Source organism: Thalassolituus sp. UBA3500, assembly GCF_002377545.1.
Lineage (GTDB): Bacteria > Pseudomonadota > Gammaproteobacteria > Pseudomonadales > Oceanobacteraceae > Thalassolituus.
In genome coordinates, this window is the sequence record NZ_DFQB01000001.1 from 295,476 (window position 1) to 314,988 (window position 19,513).

Annotated in this window: 18 protein-coding genes; 12 read left to right on the forward strand and 6 right to left on the reverse strand. The window is 51.3% G+C overall.

The annotated features are described in order from the left end of the window. Nucleotides 1-32 precede the first annotated feature (32 nt). From rlmN to B2R29_RS01415, 10 genes are read left to right on the forward strand one after another with little or no spacing between them, the layout of a single operon-like run. The gene (gene rlmN, locus B2R29_RS01370) at nt 33-1,166 is read left to right on the forward strand and encodes a 23S rRNA (adenine(2503)-C(2))-methyltransferase RlmN (RefSeq protein ID WP_301179447.1); all 1,134 of its coding nucleotides are present in this window, start codon (nt 33-35) and stop codon (nt 1,164-1,166) included. Continuing rightward, on the forward strand, nt 1,166-1,954 hold the full coding sequence (locus B2R29_RS01375) for a tetratricopeptide repeat protein (RefSeq protein WP_301179448.1): 789 nt from the start codon (nt 1,166-1,168) through the stop codon (nt 1,952-1,954). Before rlmN ends, B2R29_RS01375 begins: the two co-directional genes overlap by 1 nt. Before the next feature lie 8 nt (nt 1,955-1,962). Next, nucleotides 1,963-3,069: a flavodoxin-dependent (E)-4-hydroxy-3-methylbut-2-enyl-diphosphate synthase gene (ispG, locus tag B2R29_RS01380; RefSeq protein WP_301179480.1), complete on the forward strand. Its 1,107-nt coding sequence runs from the start codon at nt 1,963-1,965 to the stop codon at nt 3,067-3,069. Between the two features lie 26 nt (nt 3,070-3,095). Then, nucleotides 3,096-4,376 carry a histidine--tRNA ligase gene (gene hisS / locus B2R29_RS01385; RefSeq protein ID WP_301179449.1) on the forward strand — a complete coding sequence of 427 codons (1,281 nt, stop codon included), beginning with the start codon at nt 3,096-3,098 and terminating at the stop codon, nt 4,374-4,376. Nucleotides 4,377-4,414: 38 nt separating this feature from the next. Then, complete coding sequence (locus B2R29_RS01390) at nt 4,415-5,080, forward strand: YfgM family protein (RefSeq protein ID WP_300428725.1); 666 nt, start codon at nt 4,415-4,417, stop codon at nt 5,078-5,080. Continuing rightward, nucleotides 5,080-6,282 (forward strand): outer membrane protein assembly factor BamB, encoded by a 1,203-nt coding sequence (gene bamB, locus B2R29_RS01395; RefSeq protein ID WP_300428724.1) that lies wholly within the window; start codon nt 5,080-5,082, stop codon nt 6,280-6,282. The genes B2R29_RS01390 and bamB overlap by 1 nt, the downstream gene beginning before the upstream one ends. Nucleotides 6,283-6,315: 33 nt before the next feature. Beyond that, on the forward strand, nt 6,316-7,818 hold the full coding sequence (der, locus tag B2R29_RS01400) for a ribosome biogenesis GTPase Der (protein WP_301179450.1): 1,503 nt from the start codon (nt 6,316-6,318) through the stop codon (nt 7,816-7,818). 59 nt (nt 7,819-7,877) lie between these two features. Then, nucleotides 7,878-8,858 carry a GlxA family transcriptional regulator gene (locus B2R29_RS01405; protein ID WP_301179451.1) on the forward strand — a complete coding sequence of 327 codons (981 nt, stop codon included), beginning with the start codon at nt 7,878-7,880 and terminating at the stop codon, nt 8,856-8,858. Between the two features lie 6 nt (nt 8,859-8,864). Beyond that, a complete protein-coding gene (locus B2R29_RS01410) occupies nt 8,865-9,305 on the forward strand; it encodes a YbaN family protein (protein ID WP_301179452.1) in 441 nt (146 codons plus the stop codon). A 1-nt stretch (nt 9,306) separates the two neighbouring features. Beyond that, nucleotides 9,307-9,975, forward strand: coding sequence for a phosphatase PAP2 family protein (locus B2R29_RS01415; protein WP_301179453.1), 669 nt, complete (start codon nt 9,307-9,309; stop codon nt 9,973-9,975). Between the two features lie 321 nt (nt 9,976-10,296). Here B2R29_RS01415 and B2R29_RS01420 read toward each other — a convergent pair whose 3' ends face one another. The 4 genes from B2R29_RS01420 to B2R29_RS01435 form a co-directional block, all read right to left on the reverse strand. Continuing rightward, nucleotides 10,297-11,118, reverse strand: coding sequence for a Tim44 domain-containing protein (locus B2R29_RS01420; protein WP_068440644.1), 822 nt, complete (start codon nt 11,116-11,118; stop codon nt 10,297-10,299). Then, the gene (metG, locus tag B2R29_RS01425) at nt 11,118-13,229 is read right to left on the reverse strand and encodes a methionine--tRNA ligase (RefSeq protein WP_301179454.1); all 2,112 of its coding nucleotides are present in this window, start codon (nt 13,227-13,229) and stop codon (nt 11,118-11,120) included. The genes B2R29_RS01420 and metG overlap by 1 nt, the downstream gene beginning before the upstream one ends. A gap of 109 nt (nt 13,230-13,338) precedes the next feature. Beyond that, nucleotides 13,339-14,625, reverse strand: coding sequence for an HlyC/CorC family transporter (locus B2R29_RS01430; protein WP_301179455.1), 1,287 nt, complete (start codon nt 14,623-14,625; stop codon nt 13,339-13,341). Between the two features lie 84 nt (nt 14,626-14,709). Further along, entirely contained in the window at nt 14,710-15,510 is an 801-nt protein-coding gene (locus B2R29_RS01435; protein WP_301179456.1) for a cytochrome C assembly family protein, read from the reverse strand. A gap of 172 nt (nt 15,511-15,682) precedes the next feature. Between B2R29_RS01435 and ffh the strand changes: the two genes are divergently transcribed. Further along, on the forward strand, nt 15,683-17,089 hold the full coding sequence (gene ffh / locus B2R29_RS01440; protein ID WP_068440636.1) for a signal recognition particle protein: 1,407 nt from the start codon (nt 15,683-15,685) through the stop codon (nt 17,087-17,089). Nucleotides 17,090-17,278: 189 nt separating this feature from the next. After that, nucleotides 17,279-17,698 (forward strand): secondary thiamine-phosphate synthase enzyme YjbQ, encoded by a 420-nt coding sequence (locus tag B2R29_RS01445; RefSeq protein WP_068440633.1) that lies wholly within the window; start codon nt 17,279-17,281, stop codon nt 17,696-17,698. Between the two features lie 16 nt (nt 17,699-17,714). On the opposite strand, the gene B2R29_RS01450 is transcribed toward B2R29_RS01445, so the two are convergent. Both B2R29_RS01450 and B2R29_RS01455 read right to left on the reverse strand, forming a co-directional pair. Continuing rightward, a complete protein-coding gene (locus B2R29_RS01450) occupies nt 17,715-18,428 on the reverse strand; it encodes a hypothetical protein (RefSeq protein WP_301179457.1) in 714 nt (237 codons plus the stop codon). Continuing rightward, complete coding sequence (locus B2R29_RS01455; protein ID WP_301179458.1) at nt 18,422-19,486, reverse strand: hypothetical protein; 1,065 nt, start codon at nt 19,484-19,486, stop codon at nt 18,422-18,424. The genes B2R29_RS01450 and B2R29_RS01455 overlap by 7 nt, the downstream gene beginning before the upstream one ends. Nucleotides 19,487-19,513 lie beyond the last annotated feature (27 nt).

The following is a 19,513-nucleotide window of genomic DNA, read 5'->3' on the forward strand; positions in this document are numbered from 1 at the left end:
CTAGCCCGGTGCTGTACTTCAGGTATTCCAATATGTCCGACACTTCAGAAAAAACCAACCTGCTGGGCCTGTCACCTGCAAAGATGGAAGCATTCTTCCTGAGCATTGGTGAGAAGAAATTCCGTGCGCAACAGATGCTGAAGTGGATTCACCAGTACGGCGAATCGGACTTCGAAAAAATGACAAATATGGGCAAAGCTCTGCGTGCCAAACTGGCAGACGTCAGTGAAATTGTCCTGCCTGAGGTCGTATACGAAGATTTCTCAAAAGATGGCACCCGCAAATGGGTGATGCGTATGCCGGGAGGCAGTGCCGTCGAAACCGTTTACATTCCTGAAAAAGACCGTGGCACGCTGTGTGTCAGCTCGCAAATCGGTTGTGCGCTGGACTGCAGTTTCTGCTCAACAGGTAAACAGGGGTTTAACCGCGATCTGACAGTCGCGGAAATCATTGGTCAGCTATACGTTGCCGCTATGAGTTTTCATCAGCCGGGCGAGCGTCGTGAACGTCGTATTACCAACGTCGTTATGATGGGTATGGGCGAGCCGCTGCTGAACTTTGACAATGTTGTCGACGCCATGAACCTGATGATGGACGACAACGCTTATGGCCTGTCGAAGCGTCGTGTCACTCTGAGTACATCAGGCGTCGTGCCTATGATTGATAAGCTGGGAGACGTTACCGATGTTTCTCTGGCGATATCGCTTCACGCACCGAATGACGAGTTACGCAATACACTGGTACCTCTCAATAAAAAGTACCCGCTGAGTGAATTGATCGCAGCGACAAACCGCTATCTCGGGAAGCTGCCCGACAAGCGAAAAGCCACGATCGAATACACACTGATGGACGGCGTTAATGATGAGATGGTACACGCGGAAGAGCTGGCTGAACTTATGAAGCTGGTACCGTGCAAAATCAACCTGATTCCGTTTAACCCGTTTCCTAATTCAGGATACCGTCGCCCGAGTAATAACCGGGTTTATCGTTTCCGTGATTATCTCGTCAGTCAGGGACATGTCGTGACGATCCGCTCTACCCGAGGCGACGACATCGATGCCGCCTGCGGGCAGTTAGTCGGTAAAGTGGAAGATCGTACGCGTCGCAGTCAGCGTTATATTGATGCCGTTCAGATTGACGCCGAACAGGGAGGTCGAGCTTCGTAATGAATGTTTTCCGATTATTGATTGTCAGCCTGGCCGTTCTCTCTCTTCAGGCGTGTGTGACCGTCGAAGAAAGTCGTTTCAGCAAGAAAGCCTCTCCTGAAAAAGCGGTAGAAAACTACACCCAGCTTGGCCTCGGCTATTTACAGAAAGGTCGTCCTGACTGGGCTCGGGACCGTCTTCAGAGAGCCCTGGAAATAGACCCGAATGATCCTCAGGCCAACGATGCCATGGGATTGGTCTGGCAAACCGAAGGTGAGCTGGATCTGGCTGAAGACTCTTTTAAAAAGGCGCTTCGCGAAGACCCGAAGTTTACTCTGGCGCGTCACCATCTGGGCCGCCTGTATGCGCGTATGAAGCGCTACAAAGAAGCCCGCGACCTGCTTAGCGAAGTAGCGAATGATCGTTATTACAACAATCGTGTTGGTGCCTATAACGATATGGCGTTGAACTTCTTTCGCATGGGAAATTCACAGGGTGCCATTGAGGCGTACACGCAGTCTTTACGCCTCGCACCCTACAATGTGGATGCGCTGGTGAATATCTCCACGCTGTTGTTCGAAGCTCAACGCTACGATGAGTCACTGAAGTACTTTGATCGCTTCGATCGCCTGGTCGAACGTGACCAGACCGAACATACAGCGCACAGTTTATGGTTAGGAATTAAGCTGCTGACCATCCATCAGCAGACATCCCGCGGTGTTGCGCTGGCCGCTCAGCTGAAGCAGCGCTATCCGGACTCTGAAGAATATCGAATGTATCAGGAATCACTGAACGGTGCTCAGTCATGAATAAAAACATGGAAAACCCGATCAAGCGCAGAAAGAGTCGCAAAATCTGGGTGGGCGATGTCCCGGTAGGTGGCGATGCCCCTATTGCTATTCAGACCATGACCAATACAGAAACGACAGACGTTGCTGCAACCGTCGCCCAGATTCGCCGGGCTCAGGATGCAGGCGCAGACATTGTGCGTGTTTCTGTTCCGACAATGGATGCTGCAGAAGCGTTTGGTGAAATACGGAAACAGGTCGATATCCCTCTGGTATCCGATATTCATTTTGACTATCGCATTGCCCTGCGTGTGGCAGAGCTGGGCGTCGATTGTCTGCGCATTAATCCGGGCAATATCGGGCGTGAAGATCGCGTCCGGGCCGTTATCGACGCGGCGAAGGATAAAGGTATACCGATTCGGATAGGGGTAAATGCGGGCTCACTCGAAAAAGATCTGCAGAAAAAATATGGCGAGCCGACACCTGATGCGCTGGTTGAGTCGGCCATGCGTCATATCGACATTCTGGATCGCCTTAACTACCCGGATTTTAAGCTCAGCCTGAAAGCGTCAGATATTTTTATGACGGTTGCTGCGTATCGCAAAATAGCCGATCAGATTGAGCAGCCGCTGCATCTGGGCATTACTGAAGCCGGTGGTTTGCGTGGCGGCACGGTTAAGTCGTCTATCGGTCTTGGCCTGTTACTGTGGGATGGCATTGGCGACACCATTCGTGTGTCATTGGCGGCAGACCCGATCGAAGAAGTGAAAGTTGGCTGGGACATGCTGAAGTCACTGAAACTGCGGTCGCGCGGTATTAACTTCATCGCTTGTCCAAGCTGTTCACGTCAGAATTTTGATGTGATTAAAACCATGAATGAGCTGGAAATGCGTGTCGAAGATATCCGTACTGATATGGATGTCGCTGTCATTGGTTGTGTTGTTAATGGTCCGGGTGAAGCGAAAGAAGTCGATTTGGGGTTGACCGGCGGCCAGCCAAATCTTGTGTATATCGATGGCAAGCCAGCCGGCAAACTGACAAACGATGGATTGGTGAACGACCTGGAACGCATGATCCGGGAACGCGCAGCCATCCTCGACGAAGAACGTAAAGACCTGATTACTACGGCAAAGTAACCGGATCAGGCAGGACAGAGTAAAACATGGCAAAGAAAATTCAGGCAATCCGCGGTATGAACGACATACTGCCAACCCAAAGTCCGGTCTGGCAGTATCTAGAAGGAACGGTAAAAGAAGTTCTGGCTGGTTACGGTTACGATGAAATCCGTATGCCAGTGCTGGAGCAGACGGCGCTTTTCAAACGCTCGATCGGCGAAGTCACCGATATTGTTGAAAAAGAAATGTATACCTTTGAGGATCGCAACGGCGATAGCCTGACACTGCGTCCGGAAGGTACCGCCAGCTGTGTGCGTGCGTGCGAAGAACACGGTCTTCTTTATAATCAGACTCAACGCCTTTGGTACACCGGCCCTATGTTCCGTCATGAGCGTCCACAGAAAGGGCGCTACCGCCAGTTTTATCAGATTGGTGTTGAGACCTTTGGTATTGCCACCCCGGATATTGATGCCGAACTGATCCTGATGACGGCGCGCCTGTGGGAGCAGTTGGGGCTTGCAGACTCCGTCACCCTGCAACTGAATACCCTGGGGAGCAACGAAGCCCGAGCCCGCTATCGTGATGCGCTGGTCGATTACCTGAGTGCGCGCAAAGATCAGCTGGATGAAGACAGCAAGCGTCGTCTTGAGACGAATCCGTTGCGTGTGCTCGACAGCAAGAATCCTGAAACTCAGGCCTTGCTGGCCGATGCGCCAGAGTTACATGATTACCTTGATGATGAAAGCCGGTCCGATTTTGATGCTCTGCGTGCGGTACTCGACGCAGCTGGTGTAAAGTACGAGATCAACCAGCGTCTGGTTCGTGGGCTGGATTACTACTGTAAAACAGTTTTTGAATGGGTAACGGACAAACTGGGAGCCCAAGGCACTGTCTGTGCTGGTGGCCGATACGACGGTCTGGTCGAGCAGCTGGGCGGTAAGCCAACACCCGCTGTGGGTTTTGCCATGGGTGTTGAGCGTCTGATATTGATGCTGGAAACGCTCGAAGTGATTCCGGCTGAAGTGATGCAGACCGTCGACCTGTATGTGTGCGGTGTTGGTGAAGGTGCAAGTCTTGCATCACTGATGCTTTCAGACAGTCTGCGCGCAGAGCAACCGTGGTTGCGAGTACAGACCCATTGCGGTGGTGGCAGCTTCAAGAGCCAGATGAAAAAAGCAGACAAAAGCGGTGCCTTGTTTGCACTCCTGCTTGGTGAAACTGAGATTGCTGAGAAGCAGGTAACTGTGAAAGACCTGCGTGGTGAAGCCGGACAACAAACCATTGCCCAAAGTGAACTGGGTCAGTGGCTGACAGATAACCTGAGCTGATTAACAGACAATAAAAATAGCTTGTCGGAGACGAGATAATGACCGATTTAAGAACGGATGAAGAACAGGCAGAGATCATCAAAAAATGGTGGTCAGAGAACGGTACCAGTCTGGTATCAACAGTGGCTGTTGCGATCGCTGGTGTGGTTGGCTGGAACTATTGGCAAGACAGCAAGCAGGCGACCGGTGAAGCGGCGTCAGCGGTATACACTCAATTGGTAGAGCTTGCAGCTCAGGAAAATACCGATGCGGCCGCGGATATGCAGCGTCTTGCTGAGCAACTGAAAACCGATTTCAGTGACACGGCATATGCCGACTTCGGCAGTCTTTTCATTGCTCGTATTGCTGCTGAAAATGGCGACTATGAAGCCGCTGCGGCTGAGCTTCAGGCCCTGGTTAATGACGCAGATGCTGAGCCAGTTAAGCTGGCGGCACAAGCACGCCTGGCGGCTGTATTAACACAACAGGGTAAAGCCGATGAAGCACTGGCAGCACTGCCAGAAAAAGCTGATCCGGCGTTTGCTCCACAAATTGAAGAAGCGCGTGGTGACGCTCTGTTCCGTAAGGGCGAGCTGGCGAATGCGCGTGATGCCTATCTGCGAGCCATGGATGCGGCACAGGCGCTGGGTCAGAACAACAGCATTCTGCAGCGCAAAATTGATAGCCTGAATACACCGGATACTACTTCCTCTGAGGACGCCTGATGCAGTCGCGCCACTGGTTTAAGTCTCTGTTTATCACTGCATGTGCTGCCGCGTTAGCTGCGTGCGCATCCACCAATGATCGGGTACTGCCTGACGCGTCTGGCGAAGCAAAGCCCGACGTTGTCTGGCGTATCAATCTTGGTGAAGGTCCGGGAGTAACCTACACCCGCCTCAAAGCAGCGGTAGACGGTGATACCGTTTATGCAGCGGATACCGGCGGCACGGTAACAGCGGTTGAGCTGGCATCGGGTGATCGACTCTGGACGAAAGATCTGGAACAACCGATTCTTGGTGGCGTTTCTTTCAGTGATGATCAGTTATTTGTCAGCCTGCGAGAGGGTACACTGGTTGCACTGTCAGCCGATGATGGCTCCGAGCTTTGGCGGGCAATGCTGCCAAGTGAGGCTGTGGCGCAAGCGGCGGCTGATGAACAGCGAGTATTTATTCAGACGGTTGACGGGCGCGTTACGGCACTCGAGCGCGATACCGGTGCCCAGGCATGGTCCTACGAAGCTGGTATGCCCGTACTTTCTGTACGAGGCACAGGCACGCCGTTAATTACCGATCGCCTGGTAATTACTGGCTATGCAACGGGTAAGCTGGTCGCCCTTGATAAAGTGCTGGGTATTCCGCGTTGGGATATTCGCCTTGGCGTACCTGACGGTCGTTCTGAGCTTGAACGTCTGGTAGACGTTGATGGCTCTCCAGTGTCTGATGGCCGAATCATTTTCGCCGCTGCGTATCACGGTAAAGTTGCCGCAGTGAGCGAGATGGGTGAAACCATCTGGCAGGAAGAAGGTTCAACCTACACCAGCCCTGAATTAGCTCTCGGCAGCGTTTACCTGACGCTCGATGACGACAGTATCCAGTCGTATGACATGATGACGGGTGCGAAAGCCTGGTTACAGACTGAGTTAATGGGGCGTGGCCTGGGGCAGGTCACAGCCACAGGAACGTATCTGGCCGTTGGCGATGAAGAAGGTTATGTACACTTTATCAGTCAGGTCGACGGCGGTATCGAGGGTCGTATCATGCTTCGTCCGAGACCTCTGCACATAAATTATCCGCACCAGCCGGAGGCGACTAACTGGCGCCTGTCTCGTGGTCGCGACTTCGGTATCCGTAGCAACATGCTGGACACAGATGAAGGCTTATTGGTGTATACCAATGCCGGTGATCTGGCCTTGATCGAACTGCGTTGATGCCTCACATTTTCTTATCCGAGGTTTCCTGACATGGTACCTGTTATCGCCCTCGTCGGGCGCCCGAACGTGGGCAAATCGACGCTCTTTAACCGACTGACTAAAAGCCGTGATGCGCTGGTGGCAGAGATCGCCGGGCTGACGCGTGACCGTAAGTACGGTGAAGGGAAAGTGGGTGATCATCCTTTCATTGTGATTGATACCGGCGGTATCAGTGGTCAGGAAGAAGGTATCGACTCGGCTATGGCAGGTCAGAGCTTTCAGGCGATTCAGGAAGCAGATATCGTTTTCTTTCTCGTCGATGTTGGCGCGGGCATTACAGCTGGCGACAGAATGATTGCTGAGCACCTGCGTCGCAATGGTAAAGCTGCCTATCTGATTGCCAACAAAATCGACGGTAAGAACCCGGACATCGTACTCGGTGAGTTTTTCGAGCTGGGTATGGGGGAGCCTCTGCCTATTGCTGCAGCGCATAACCGGGGCATTTCGGCACTGATCGACTACGTTATGGACGAGTTGATTGAAGAAGAAAAAGCCGAAGAAGAAGAGACTGGTTACTACTACGAAGAGGGTGAAGAAGACGTTCACCACGAAGAGCTTGATATAAAAGGCATCAAGATCGCCGTAGTCGGGCGCCCGAATGTCGGTAAATCAACACTGGTAAACCGCTTTCTTGGTGAAGAGCGTGTCGTTGTGTATGACGAAGCCGGAACGACCAGAGACAGTATTTATATTCCGTATGAACGGCACGGTCAGGAATACACCTTGATTGATACTGCGGGTGTACGCCGTCGTAAGAACATCTCAGAAGCGGCAGAGAAATTTTCCATTATTAAAACGCTGCAGGCTATTCAGGACTGCAACGTCTGTATTCTCGTATTGGATGCACGCACCGGTATCGTGGAGCAGGACCTTCATATGCTCAGCTTTGTGCTGAACTCCGGTCGTGCATTGGTCATTGCCATTAATAAATGGGATGGCATGGACGCTGACGATAAACAGCGCGTCAAAGACGAAATTGACCGCCGCTTCGATTTCCTGACGTTTGCCGATATGCACTTTATCTCAGCGCTGCACGGTACGGGGGTCGGTCACTTGTACGAGTCTGTGGATCAGGCCTATGAGTCTGCGATGGCGAAATGGCAGACCAACATGCTGACCCGCATTCTTGAAGATGCTATCGCCGCGCACCAGCCGCCTATTATTCGTGGCCGTCGCCCTAAGCTGCGTTACGCGCACCAAGGGGGCTCGAATCCTCCACGTATCATCGTTCATGGCACTATGGTTAATGAACTGCCAGAAGATTACAGGCGCTACCTTGCGAACACGTTCCGGCGTGTGCTGAATATCTCTGGTACGCCTATCCGGTTTGAGTTCCGCCAGGGTGACAATCCTTTCTCTGACAAGAAGAAAGAGGTTCGTCACTCCAGTAAACGTCGTGCTGAGGCTGTAGAGCGGACGGAGAACAAGCGCCGGATCAAACGCGATAAAGCGCGTAAGCAACTCAAGAAGTCTTACCGTAAGCCCGGTGGTTGACACTTGTTTATCCGTGCTGAGAGAGGCAATATAAGCCCTCTCAGTGTGGAATGTGTCATATGCATAACGTTGTCATTACAGCCTTTCCAGGGGCCATGTCATCTGCAATCGCAGGTGTAGCGGATCTTCTGGTATCCAGTGGCGTTCTGTGGAATGTTATTCAGGGTGAACCCCACGAACGTTACTTCAGCGTCAGAATTGCTTCGGAAGACGGTAATCCGGTGCGCTGTGTGAATGGCATCGAAATTTCTGCGCATATGAGTTTCGCTGACATTGACCACACAGATATTCTGATCGTTCCTACCATTGCTGTTCATATAAACGACGTCCTCAAGAAAGAGCAGGCCCTTACCGAGCTTCTGCGCAAAGCAGATAAGAAAGGTTGGACGATCTGTGGAAACTGCACTGGTAATTTCCTGCTGGCTGAATCCGGTGTACTGGACGGGCGGAAAGCAACCACCCACTGGGGCTATCGGGATTTCTTTGCAGAGCGCTATCCCGGCGTTGAACTGGCCGCAGATCAATTAATTACCCGTGATGGCGATATCTACTGTGCTGGTGGAGGCCTCGCCTGGTTCGACCTTACCCTGCACCTGATTGAGCGTTTCGTGAACCATGAAGTGGCGATGCAGACGGCCAAAGCTTTTGTGTTTGACTACCGCCGTGACAGCCAACTTTCTTATTCTCTTATGCGTCTCGCTAAGCCACATAAAGACGATCGGATCAGCGAGATTCAGGAGTGGCTGGACGCACATTATGCCGATAAGGTTCTTGTCGAAGAGCTGGCATCGCAGTTTGGTATGTCGAAGCGCACTCTGATCCGACGTTTCAACAGTGCGTTGTCGATGTCACCCAATGCTTATATTCAGACGGTTCGTATTGAGGCTGCACGTAAGCTGCTCGAAGAAACCGAACGAACAGTGGACGTGGTAATGAATGAAGTCGGCTATGAAGATGGTAGCTCGTTCCGGCGATTGTTTCGCTCTAAAACCGGGCTCACACCAACGGAATACCGCCGACGCTTCAGCCGTAGGTTGTAACAGCCAATGAGCAATAACGTCGCCAGCAACAGAAGAACGATACGAAACCCCGTCGTCCGACATCTGGTTATGGGCATCGGATGGTTGAGTGTTGCTCTGGGTTTTATTGGGATATTTCTGCCTGTCTTGCCAACAACACCTTTTCTGCTGCTATCGGCCGCGTGTTTCGTGCGTACCTCACCAAAGTTTTATCAATGGTTGGTAGAACACCCGAGGCTGGGTCGTTACCTGATTTACTATCTGGATGGTCAAGGAATGCCTTTAAAGGCGAAGGTGTACACCTTACTGTTGATGTGGACCATGCTTCTCCTGACCGCCTTTGTCATTCTGCAGCGTCCTATGTTGCACTATCTTCTTCCGGCCATAGGGCTGGGGGTTTCTATCTATATTCTGCGCTTGCCGACGCTGAAAATAGCGCCAGAACTTCCGAGCGATAAGAGCAAATAACATGTTGAATACCTTAAAAGTACACGCTGACTGGATCAGTTTTATTCTTCTCGCGGCCTTGTTTGTTGTGTATCCGCAGATTGATCTGGCGGTTAGTGGTTGGTTCTATGATCCGGTGTCTGGAGACTGGTGGGGAAGTGACAGCGCTGTGGCGGATTCAATTTATGGTATTTTTCGTTACATCCCTTATTTCCTGGTGCCGGTACTTCTTTTTTCGGTGATTGCTGGGTTCTTTTCGTTTGGGCCTGATAAGGCGAACCAGAAATTGCTGACGTTTTTGTTGGTCACTCTCCTTGCTGGCCCCGGCATTTTGGTACACAGCGTGTTTAAAGAGGGCTTTGACCGTGCACGCCCCAAAAATGTCGAGCAGTTTGACGGACGTAAAACCTTCACTCCGGCTTTTGTTATCAACGAGACCTGCAGCAAGGGCTGTAATTCATTTGTCAGTGGCCATGCAGCAATGGGCTTCTGGTTTATGACGCTCGGTTGGCTGTTCAGCAGTCGCAAGTGGTTCTGGGCCGGGCTGGTTACCGGTGTCGTTTTAAGTGCGACACGTATCATTCAGGGGGGACACTTCCTGAGTGACACACTCTTTGCTGGGTATGTCTGTTATTTCACATTCCGCCTGTGTGGTTGGTGGATTCTTAGACAGAGCAAGCCAGCGATTTGAAAGCCGTAATAGATTAAGAATTTGATACCGCTATTACCAAGAACTGGCGCGAATTGTTACTGATCTGGCTATATTACACCTGTATAACGTTTGTATTACAGACTAATATCAATGCAAAGGTTCTGACATAGGGATCTTTATCTCCACTTTTAAGCCCGGTTTTCACCGGGCTTATTTTTTTCCTTCTTATATATCGTTTTACGCAATGGTATTTCCTGCGGTTCAGCCTGGCGTTTTCGCGTGTGCAATCAGCGTTCAGACTTTTCTGGTGGTATAAAAAAACGCCGGACGAACCGGCGTTTTTAAGCGAGAAGCTAAGCATTACTCAGCTTCAATACCGACAACCAACCAGGGCGCATTGTCGTCACGGAGGTCGCGTTCAAGATGCCATACATCGAAGATACCATCTTCAGATTTTTCCAGATCATCTTTGCAGCGGCCACGGAACAGAACACTGATTTCGCGGTGGGTTGGCGTCTCATCAGCGCGCACAATTTCTGCGTTAAGGTCCAGAATTTCCGTCTTTGGCGGAACCATCAGACGGTTGCGTTGAGCGGCCAGTGCATCGTACAGCTCAGGGCTAACATACTCACGAATCAGGTCGAGGTTGCCGTCGTTCCAGGCTTGTTGAACAAGGTGATAGTGCTCGAGTGCGCCTTGTGTGAAGGCTTCTGCATCAAAGTCAGCAGGCAACGACATAGGTTGATCAGGAGCCACGGTTGCACTCGCAGTCTCGTTCGCTGACTGAAAGCTCTGATGAGTTGCCGGACCGTGCGCCGCGGCGGCTGCCTGGCGCTGCTGAGCTTGCCCGGCTCCACGCAGAAGGCGAATGATGACGAACGCAGCAAGACCCAGCAGAAGGATGTCCATAATCTGAATGCCTTCGAATGCGCCGCTGCCCAGCAGGTAAGCGAACAGGCCACCGGCCAGCAGGCCGCCCATCATTCCACCCATCATACCGCCTTTGGAAGGGGCAGCCTGAGTGTTACCTGAGGTTTTGTCTGACTGCTTTGCCGGCGCGCTGCGTTGCTGCGTAGGGAAGCTTTTCCCAAAGCCGCCGCTACCAAACCGTTTCGCGTGAGCTTCACTCACTACACCTAAGGTCAGCAGCATGGCCGACAATACCGTGATTAATGCTTTCATTACATTACCCTCATGCCCGGTTGGGCGCCGTCGTGCGGTTCAAGTAGGTAGATTTCGCTGCCGCCAGGGCCGGCGGCAAGCACCATGCCTTCTGACAGACCAAACTTCATTTTACGCGGAGCCAGGTTCGCGACCATTACAGTCAGTTTGCCTTCCAGGTCTTCTGGCTTATAGGCCGCTTTAATACCTGAGAATACGTTCCTGGTTTCGCCATTGCCAATATCCAGAGTCAGCTGCAGAAGTTTGTCTGCACCATCAACGTGGTCGGCTTTGATAATTCGGGCGATTCGCAGATCGACCTTGGCAAAGTCCGGGAATTCGATAGTGTCAGCGATTACTTCATTGCCATCTTCTCTGAGCTCTGGCCCTTTGTTCTTGGCCTTCTTTTCAGCTTTCTTATCTGCTTTTTTGTCGGCTTTCTGATTTTTTGCAGCCGCTGCGCCACCGTTCTCTTTTTCGAGTTCGGTTTTTGTTTCTTCGAGAATGGCGGTGACCTTGTCCATTTCAGCTCGAGCCAGCATAGGCTTGAACTTATTAATCGCATGGCCAGTCAGGATGCTGCGGCGATCTTCCCAACCCAGTGATTCAAGGTTGAGGAAGGCTGCGGTTTTATCAGCAAGTTCAGGCAGCACTGGTGAAAGGTAGGTCATCAGCTGACGGAAAAGGTTCACCGCAACAGAGCAGACTTCCAGTACTTCCTGTTCGCGGCCTTCTTCTTTCGACATGGCCCATGGCGCTTTTGCCTGAATGTATTCGTTGGCACGATCAGCGAGTGTCATGATTTCTTTCATGGCGCGGCTGAATTCGCGCTTCTCATACAATTCTGCGATCTGGTCGCCGGCGTTAATGAAGTCATTCACCATGGCTTCCTCAGCACAGTTCTCACTGAGTACGCCACCGGACTTCTTGATGAAGTTCGCGGTGCGGCTGGCAATGTTGATCAGCTTGTTCACCAGGTCGGAATTAACGCGCTGGACGAAGTCTTCGAGGTTGAGATCGAAGTCATCGACGCTGCTACCCAGCTTAGCGGCAAAGTAGTAGCGCAGATACGTTGGATTCAGGTGGTTCAGGTACGTACGTGCCTTGATAAAGGTGCCACGTGACTTAGACATCTTGGCACCATTAACAGTCACGAATCCGTGAGCGTTGACGGCGGTTGGGGTACGGAAGTCTGCAGCTGACAGCATGGATGGCCAGAACAGCGCGTGGAAGTTAATGATGTCTTTACCGATAAAGTGATAAACCTCGGCATCGGAATCCGGCTTCCAGTAATCATCGAAGCTCAGATCTTCGCGGCGATCACACAGGTTTTTGAAGCTCGCCATATAGCCGATTGGGGCATCAAGCCAGACATAAAAGTACTTGCCTGGTGCATCTGGAATCTCAAAACCAAAGTAAGGTGCATCACGGGAGATATCCCATTCCTGCAGCCCCGAGTCCAGCCACTCTGACAGCTTGTTAGCGACTTCGTCCTGTAAGGTGCCAGAACGTGTCCATTCTTTCAGAAAGTCCTGAAAATCCGGCAGTTTAAAGAAGAAGTGCTCGGACTCTTTTTCTACTGGGGTAGCACCTGAGATAACAGAGTATGGCTTCTTCAGTTCGGCTGGGGTGTAAGTCGCGCCGCACACCTCACAGTTGTCGCCATATTGATCTTCGGCATCGCACTTAGGGCAGTTACCTTTGATGTAGCGATCTGCCAGAAACAGCTCTTTAACGGGATCATAAAGCTGTTTGATGTTGCGGGTAGCGATATGGCCTTTGTCGCGGCATGCTTTGTAGATAGTCGCAGACAGTTCCCGGTTTTCTTCACTATGAGTGCTGTGAAAATTATCGAACGCGATCTGGAAGTCGGCAAAATCGGTTTCGTGCTCGGCTTTAACGCGGGCAATCTGCTCTTCAGGGCTGATGCCTTCTTTCTCAGCACGCAGCATGATGGCTGTGCCGTGGGCGTCATCCGCACAGACATAGGTACACATGTGTCCGCGCGCTTTCTGGAAGCGGACCCAGATGTCTGTCTGAATGTATTCCAGCAGGTGGCCAAGGTGAATGGAGCCGTTTGCGTAGGGCAGGGCACTGGTAACTAGTATTTTGCGAGCGTTCTGATCGGTCATGACAATTCGTTTCGGTGGCTCTGAAAAAGTGGGGTCATATTGTAGCGGCTCCGCTGGGGCAGTTATACCCCAGCGGCATCGGCGGACATTCGCAGGTCAGAAAAACCTGTCAGTCGTCGTCGCGGATATTCGGGTCAATCGTTACTTTGGCACTGCGTATCGTGTTGTCTTTGATCTGCATGATTTCAATACGGTAGCGGCCAATGCGGAGGCAGACGGGAGATTCAGGAATATGCTCCAGGTACTCGACGATCAGGCCGCTCACGGATTTCGGCCCATCAATCGGTAATTCCCAGTGCATCGACTTGTTTACATCGCGGACGAAAGCGGTGCCATCAATGATGAAACTGCCGTCTTCCTGCGGATGAACATCCGGCGAGCTGGCTGCGGCAACATCGGTCGTAAACTCGCCGACGATCTCTTCGAGAATGTCCTCGAGAGTGCAGATGCCATGAACATCACCGTATTCATCGACCACAAGTGCAATGCGACGCTGATACTTCTGAAAGTTAAACAACTGGGTATGCAGAGGCGTGCTCTCAGGGATGAAGTAAGGCTCGCGCGAAAGCTTTTCGATGTCTTCTTTCAGATATTCACCGGATGAAAGAAAGCGGCTGATATTCCGGGTATGCAGAACGCCGACGACATTGTTGATGTCTCCGCGGAAGACAGGCAGGCGCGTGTGTTGCGTGGTACGCAGCTGCTGAATGATGTCGCTCAGCGGGTCGTCGAGGTCGATACCCACCACTTCGTTTCGCGGCACCATAATGTCGTTCACCGTCATCTTCTCCAGGTCAAGAATGGAGATCAGCATGTGCTGGTGACGTTTCGGTATCATAGAGCCCGCTTCGCGGACTACGGTACGCAGTTCTTCGGTACTCAGGTTGTCTGGTGTCGCATTGGCGACATCAACACGAACCAGTTTAAGCAACCAGTTGGCAATAGTATTAACAAACCACACCGCTGGATGAAGCGCCCATTGCAGCCACAAAAGGATCGATGAGGCCGGGAAGGCGATTTTCTCCGGCGCAATCGCTGCCAGAGTCTTCGGTGTCAGTTCTGCGAAGATCAACACAATCAGGGTGAACAGTATGGTGTTTACGAACACCGCCAGATCCGGATTGTCCGGCCATAGCCGCTGGCTGATGATGGTTGCTAAGGCAGCCGCAGCAAAGTTCACCAGATTGTTGCCGGTGAGAATGGTACCGATCATCCGGTCTGGCTTCTCAAGAAGCTTAACCGAGCGCATGGCTCCTTTGTGCTTACTCTTGGCGAGGTGGCGCAAGCGGTAACGGTTCAGAGACATCATGCCGGTTTCAGAACTTGAGAAGAAGCCTGACAGCACGATTAAAAGAGCGAGTATGCCGAAGAGCACACTCAAGGGAACGTCGTTCAAGACGGTGTCCTATAACTGATACGATTCCGCCATCATAGGCACTGACGTTGGGGTGTCAAGCGGGTGATAAATGGGCTCTGTGGCTCAAGCTCGTTCGAGTACGTACTCAAGAACGAATTGGGTGCCAAAATAAGCAAGGATAAGGAAGCCTGTCCCCGTGAGTGTCCATTTACCGGCCACGGGGCCTCGCCAGCCAAAACGGTATCGACCAAAGAGAAGTGTGGTAAAAACGACCCATCCAACCAGTGAAAACGCGACCTTATGAATGAGGTGCTGATTGCTCAGGCTTTCAACGACGGGTAAGCCGACAATGAACGAGGCGGTCAGTAAAAGCATGGCCAACCAGAGAATTTCGAACAGCAGAGCATCCATAGTCTGCAATGGCGGCAGAGAGCGGATGAGGCCCCGGGTCTGGTGTTTTCTCAGATTTCTGTCCTGGAGAATGACCAGAATCGCCTGAACCGATGCGATGGTGAACAGGCTGAAGGCAACAATCGATAGCAGTATGTGCCAGATCAGCGCGTAACTCAGGTCCGTTAACAGCACCTGATGTTGGATCACCGCCCCCAGAATTGCGACAACCGCGCCCATTGGCAGCAGGCCAGTGAACAGATTATCGACGGGTTTACGCCAGGCTGAAAACAAAAGAAGCAGGGTAATAATCAGTGCGATCAGCGAACCGACCTGAAACATGGCCATATTGAGAGCATGTTCACTGACCAGCGTGACAGACAGTGAGGCCAGGTGCAGAAGTGCGCCAATTGATGCAAAGCCCAGCAACAGGCCTCGCTGTGGTGCTTTGCTGCCCTTGATGACAAGTAGCTGGCGCAAAGCGGCAAACAGATAAAAACCGGCAGCCGGTACTGCCAACGCTAATGCTGTCATGAAACTTCCCCAACACGAATAGCGCCAGTGTCGCATAAGGGGCCACCTCAAGGAAGTGCAATCATGCCAGCTCGGGCTACTTGCAAAGCTCCGCGCCGCAGCATTGGGAACCTGAAGGCCAACGCGGTATACTTGCCCACTTATTTATTTACCGTCAGACAGAGTCATCAAGATGTTTGAAAGCCTTACCGACCGCTTGGGCAGTGCCTTAAAAGGCATTACTGGCCAAGCGAAGCTGACCGAAGAGAATATCAAAGGCACCATGCGTGAAGTGCGCATGGCGCTGTTGGAAGCCGACGTGGCCCTGCCGGTCGTAAAAGATTTTACCGCGCAGGTCAAAGAGCGTGCTGTCGGTACCGATGTACTGAAGAGCCTCAACCCTGGGCAGGTATTCCTGAAAATCGTCCATGAAGAACTGCAAAGTGTCATGGGCGAAGCCAACGAGAAACTGAATCTGGCGACACAGCCTCCAGCCATCGTGATGATGGCGGGTCTGCAGGGCGCAGGTAAAACAACGACCGTTGGTAAGCTTGCGAAGTATCTTGCTGAGCGAGAGAAAAAGAAAGTGATGGTGGTTTCTGCGGACGTGTATCGTCCTGCGGCGATCAAACAGCTTGAAACTCTGGCGAATGAAGTCGGTGCTGGCTTTCACCCATCGACGGCAGATGAAAAACCGATCGATATCGCTAAAGGCGCCATCGATGCTGCCCGCCGTGGTGCGTACGATGTTCTGCTGGTGGATACCGCGGGTCGCCTGACGGTCGATGAGCAGATGATGGGTGAGATCAAAGATCTCCACGCTGCTATTACGCCGATAGAGACTCTCTTTGTTGTCGACGCGATGACAGGTCAGGACGCTGCGAATACAGCTAAAGCATTTAATGATGCCTTGCCTCTGACCGGTGTCGTGCTGACCAAATCGGACGGTGATGCGCGCGGTGGTGCTGCTCTGTCAGTGCGCCATATTACGGGTAAACCGATCAAGTTTATGGGTATGGGCGAAAAGACCGACGCGCTCGAGCCTTTCCACCCTGATCGTGTTGCTTCACGTATTCTCGATATGGGCGACGTTCTCACTCTGATCGAAGAAGCAGAACGTAAGATCGATAAGTCGAAAGCCGACAAGCTCGCCAAGAAACTGAAAACAGGCAAAGGCTTCGATCTGGAAGACTTCCTTGATCAGATTCAGCAGATGAAAAACATGGGTGGCCTGACGGGTATGCTGGATAAGCTGCCGGGTATGGGTAACCTGGGTGCAATGGCCAAGCAGACGACCGCTGCGGAAGGCCAGTTTAAGCAGATGGAATCCATCATTTTCTCTATGACCCTTGATGAGCGCCGCTTCCCGGACAAAATCAATGGCTCACGTAAAAAGCGTATTGCAGCGGGTTCTGGTACGCAGATTCAGGATGTGAATCGCGTTCTGAAGCAGCACAAGCAAATGCAGAAAATGATGAAAAAGGTCACGGCCAAAGGTGGCATGAAGAAAATGATGCGCGCTATAGGCGGCATGGGAGGACCAGGTGGTCCGGGCGGTGGTGGTATGCCGCCGGGTGGGATGCCTCCTATGATGCGCTAAGCAGCTGGCCCGAAGCTAGCTGCGTTGCAACAACTGTGTTGCAGAGTTTTCCGGAATGCTCACGTATTACAATACGCTCCCCTTCCATAAAATTCTGCGCCATGTTGTTGCGGCCTCGCTGACGCTTCTTCATTTCATAGATATATCCCGCTCCGAATATCACTTATTTTCTGACACAAGGTGTCGCCTATGTGGACCCAGAAAACCATTCAGTTAAAAGCTCGCGCTCGCGGCTTTCATTTAATTACCCGTGAGATTGAACAGGCGTTGCCTGAGCTTGCCGATGTTTCCGTTGGTCTGCTTCATGTGTTTATTCAACACACCTCAGCGTCTCTGACAATTAACGAAAACGCTGACCCGACAGTGAGAGTGGACTTTGAAGAAGTGTTCAGCCGGTTGGTGCCTGAAAATCAGCCATACTACAAACACAATGACGAAGGCCCTGACGATCTGCCCGCCCATATTAAATCCAGCTTACTTGGACCATCTCTTACCATTCCAGTGACGAATGGCAGGCTCGCTCTGGGGACTTGGCAGGGAATATACCTGTGCGAGCACCGTGATTACGGTGGTAGTCGTCGGTTAGTACTTACTCTGCAGGGAGAGTAGTGCCGGAATCGAATGATCAGGCACTTTCAGTTGTTCTGGCTTTGTCGATCTGAGCCTGAATCTCTGGAGAGAAGTCGATGCGGATGGATTTGATGAAATCGAAAAGGTCGTTTTCAGCCTCAAGTAGCATGGCGTCGCTATGCCCGTCGGGTAGCTCAAAGTTGTAATCCCCTGTGTCTCCTTCAATCATCAGCAAAGTATTTGAACTAAGCGGAGTAACGAAACACAGATCTGGTGGACCAAGCTCAGCATATCCTGTACGCATATATGCCCAATGGATACCATTTGATTTAAGTTCCACGGCTTCATCAATTGAACTCGGAAATACAAAAAAATCTGGATTGAAATCATTTTCAATCAGTTTTTCTTTAAGGTGATCTCTTATCTCTATTAAGTAGCGCTTTGCATCATCCACGGATAGCCTTGTCGCAGTGGCACTCGCTTTACTGACCTGAAAGATTTGTACCATGAGATGGGTAGAAGATAGTTCTAAACCGGAGCTCTTCCGGTAGTATTGAAAAGAACTCCTCATAACACGCTTATAAGACATCCAGTCTTCTGACGGTACATCGTACGTTGCATGGTCCGACAGTGAGCCAATTTCTGTGTCACAGGACTTGGTTTTTTCTATGCTCGCAGTCGGAACAGGGATGTATATGCTGGCAACGTCCGTAGTGAACGTGAATATTACCTGGTCCGAGAAATCTGGTCCTGTAAGAAGTTTTACCATGCCAGTGTCCCAGTTAAATTCTTAACGTATTCAATAAAGCTGGATTTTATGCTTCCAGTACTTGAGTTGTAGTTTGAGAGGGCCGTGTTTGAACCTGATCCAGCTTTGGCCAATGCCTCCTTCAGATCGGTATTAGACGAACTTATTTCTGATGATACTTTTGCCGATGCCAGCGCTCTTTTATTATCGGTGAATTTACCCTCTATTTTGGCACCTCGGCGCTGAAATGCATTAACGACCTGAGCGGTGTCAGCGACGGGGTTTGTCAGTATAAAGTGGTGTTTATCTAGTAGATTGGGTAAGTGCTCTACGGCTAATTGCAGTAACTTAACCGTGTCACCCTCGATCTGCCATTTTATCGGTTTACCATTACTACGGTGCTTCTGTGTTTCACTTAATACACTAGCAAGCTCTTTCGCAACCACGGCCGGGCGCATGGCTCTTGAATCCGGTGTCATCCATAGCCCCATCTCATTCTCAATCGCAGCTGGAATATAGAAAAAATTAAAACTGTTTGGAACCTCCCAGCCGTCAACCCCGGCAAGAGTTTGAAGTACCCTTGCTGCCCGCGTTGCTTTTGCATGCGCTTTGATAAAGCCTTGCTCGTGTTCAGCAATTTTCGTGAGTACCTCAGCTGATTTACCTTCAAAGCTTTGATATAGCCCAGCTTGGTCTTCACCTTCTTCAGAAGCCCGTTGAACACCTGTGATATACACCCCGGCAGGAGTTTGATTGTCTTCAGAGCCTTGATGAATCTGATAGTAAATCGCCAGCTTGCCAATACTCTCCATATATTCGAATGGCGTACCTGTGTTCTGGTTGGCAGTGACATTGCCACCTAAAGCGCCCAGCTGCTCAATTTTGGAGGTCATTTGTAATGCGCTGGCTTCATCCGATTGAAAGGCATGAGCAAACAAAGGCGCCAGAGCAGCGTCGATAAATACTTTGCGGCCTCGGTTGGTATTGGTGTTCTTTGAAAATGGAATAAACTGGCGTGTGTCGGCTTTGCTGCCCAGAGTGTAGGCGAGTTTACGGCGGTGATGTACGATCATTGACACTATTGAGGCTCCCTGTCAGCTTTGCTG

Excerpts from the sequence above, each read along its gene's own strand:
- B2R29_RS01390 (WP_300428725.1), top strand. The coding sequence starts at position 4,415 with ATGACCGATTTAAGAACGGATGAAGAACAGGCAGAGATCATCAAAAAA.
- metG (WP_301179454.1), bottom strand. The coding sequence starts at position 13,229 with ATGACCGATCAGAACGCTCGCAAAATACTAGTTACCAGTGCCCTGCCC.
- ffh (WP_068440636.1), top strand. The coding sequence starts at position 15,683 with ATGTTTGAAAGCCTTACCGACCGCTTGGGCAGTGCCTTAAAAGGCATT.
- rlmN (WP_301179447.1), top strand. The coding sequence starts at position 33 with ATGTCCGACACTTCAGAAAAAACCAACCTGCTGGGCCTGTCACCTGCA.
- B2R29_RS01420 (WP_068440644.1), bottom strand. The coding sequence starts at position 11,118 with ATGAAAGCATTAATCACGGTATTGTCGGCCATGCTGCTGACCTTAGGT.
- B2R29_RS01435 (WP_301179456.1), bottom strand. The coding sequence starts at position 15,510 with ATGACAGCATTAGCGTTGGCAGTACCGGCTGCCGGTTTTTATCTGTTT.
- der (WP_301179450.1), top strand. The coding sequence starts at position 6,316 with ATGGTACCTGTTATCGCCCTCGTCGGGCGCCCGAACGTGGGCAAATCG.
- B2R29_RS01375 (WP_301179448.1), top strand. The coding sequence starts at position 1,166 with ATGAATGTTTTCCGATTATTGATTGTCAGCCTGGCCGTTCTCTCTCTT.
- B2R29_RS01405 (WP_301179451.1), top strand. The coding sequence starts at position 7,878 with ATGCATAACGTTGTCATTACAGCCTTTCCAGGGGCCATGTCATCTGCA.
- B2R29_RS01445 (WP_068440633.1), top strand. The coding sequence starts at position 17,279 with ATGTGGACCCAGAAAACCATTCAGTTAAAAGCTCGCGCTCGCGGCTTT.
- bamB (WP_300428724.1), top strand. The coding sequence starts at position 5,080 with ATGCAGTCGCGCCACTGGTTTAAGTCTCTGTTTATCACTGCATGTGCT.
- B2R29_RS01415 (WP_301179453.1), top strand. The coding sequence starts at position 9,307 with ATGTTGAATACCTTAAAAGTACACGCTGACTGGATCAGTTTTATTCTT.
- hisS (WP_301179449.1), top strand. The coding sequence starts at position 3,096 with ATGGCAAAGAAAATTCAGGCAATCCGCGGTATGAACGACATACTGCCA.
- B2R29_RS01410 (WP_301179452.1), top strand. The coding sequence starts at position 8,865 with ATGAGCAATAACGTCGCCAGCAACAGAAGAACGATACGAAACCCCGTC.
- B2R29_RS01450 (WP_301179457.1), bottom strand. The coding sequence starts at position 18,428 with ATGGTAAAACTTCTTACAGGACCAGATTTCTCGGACCAGGTAATATTC.
- ispG (WP_301179480.1), top strand. The coding sequence starts at position 1,963 with ATGGAAAACCCGATCAAGCGCAGAAAGAGTCGCAAAATCTGGGTGGGC.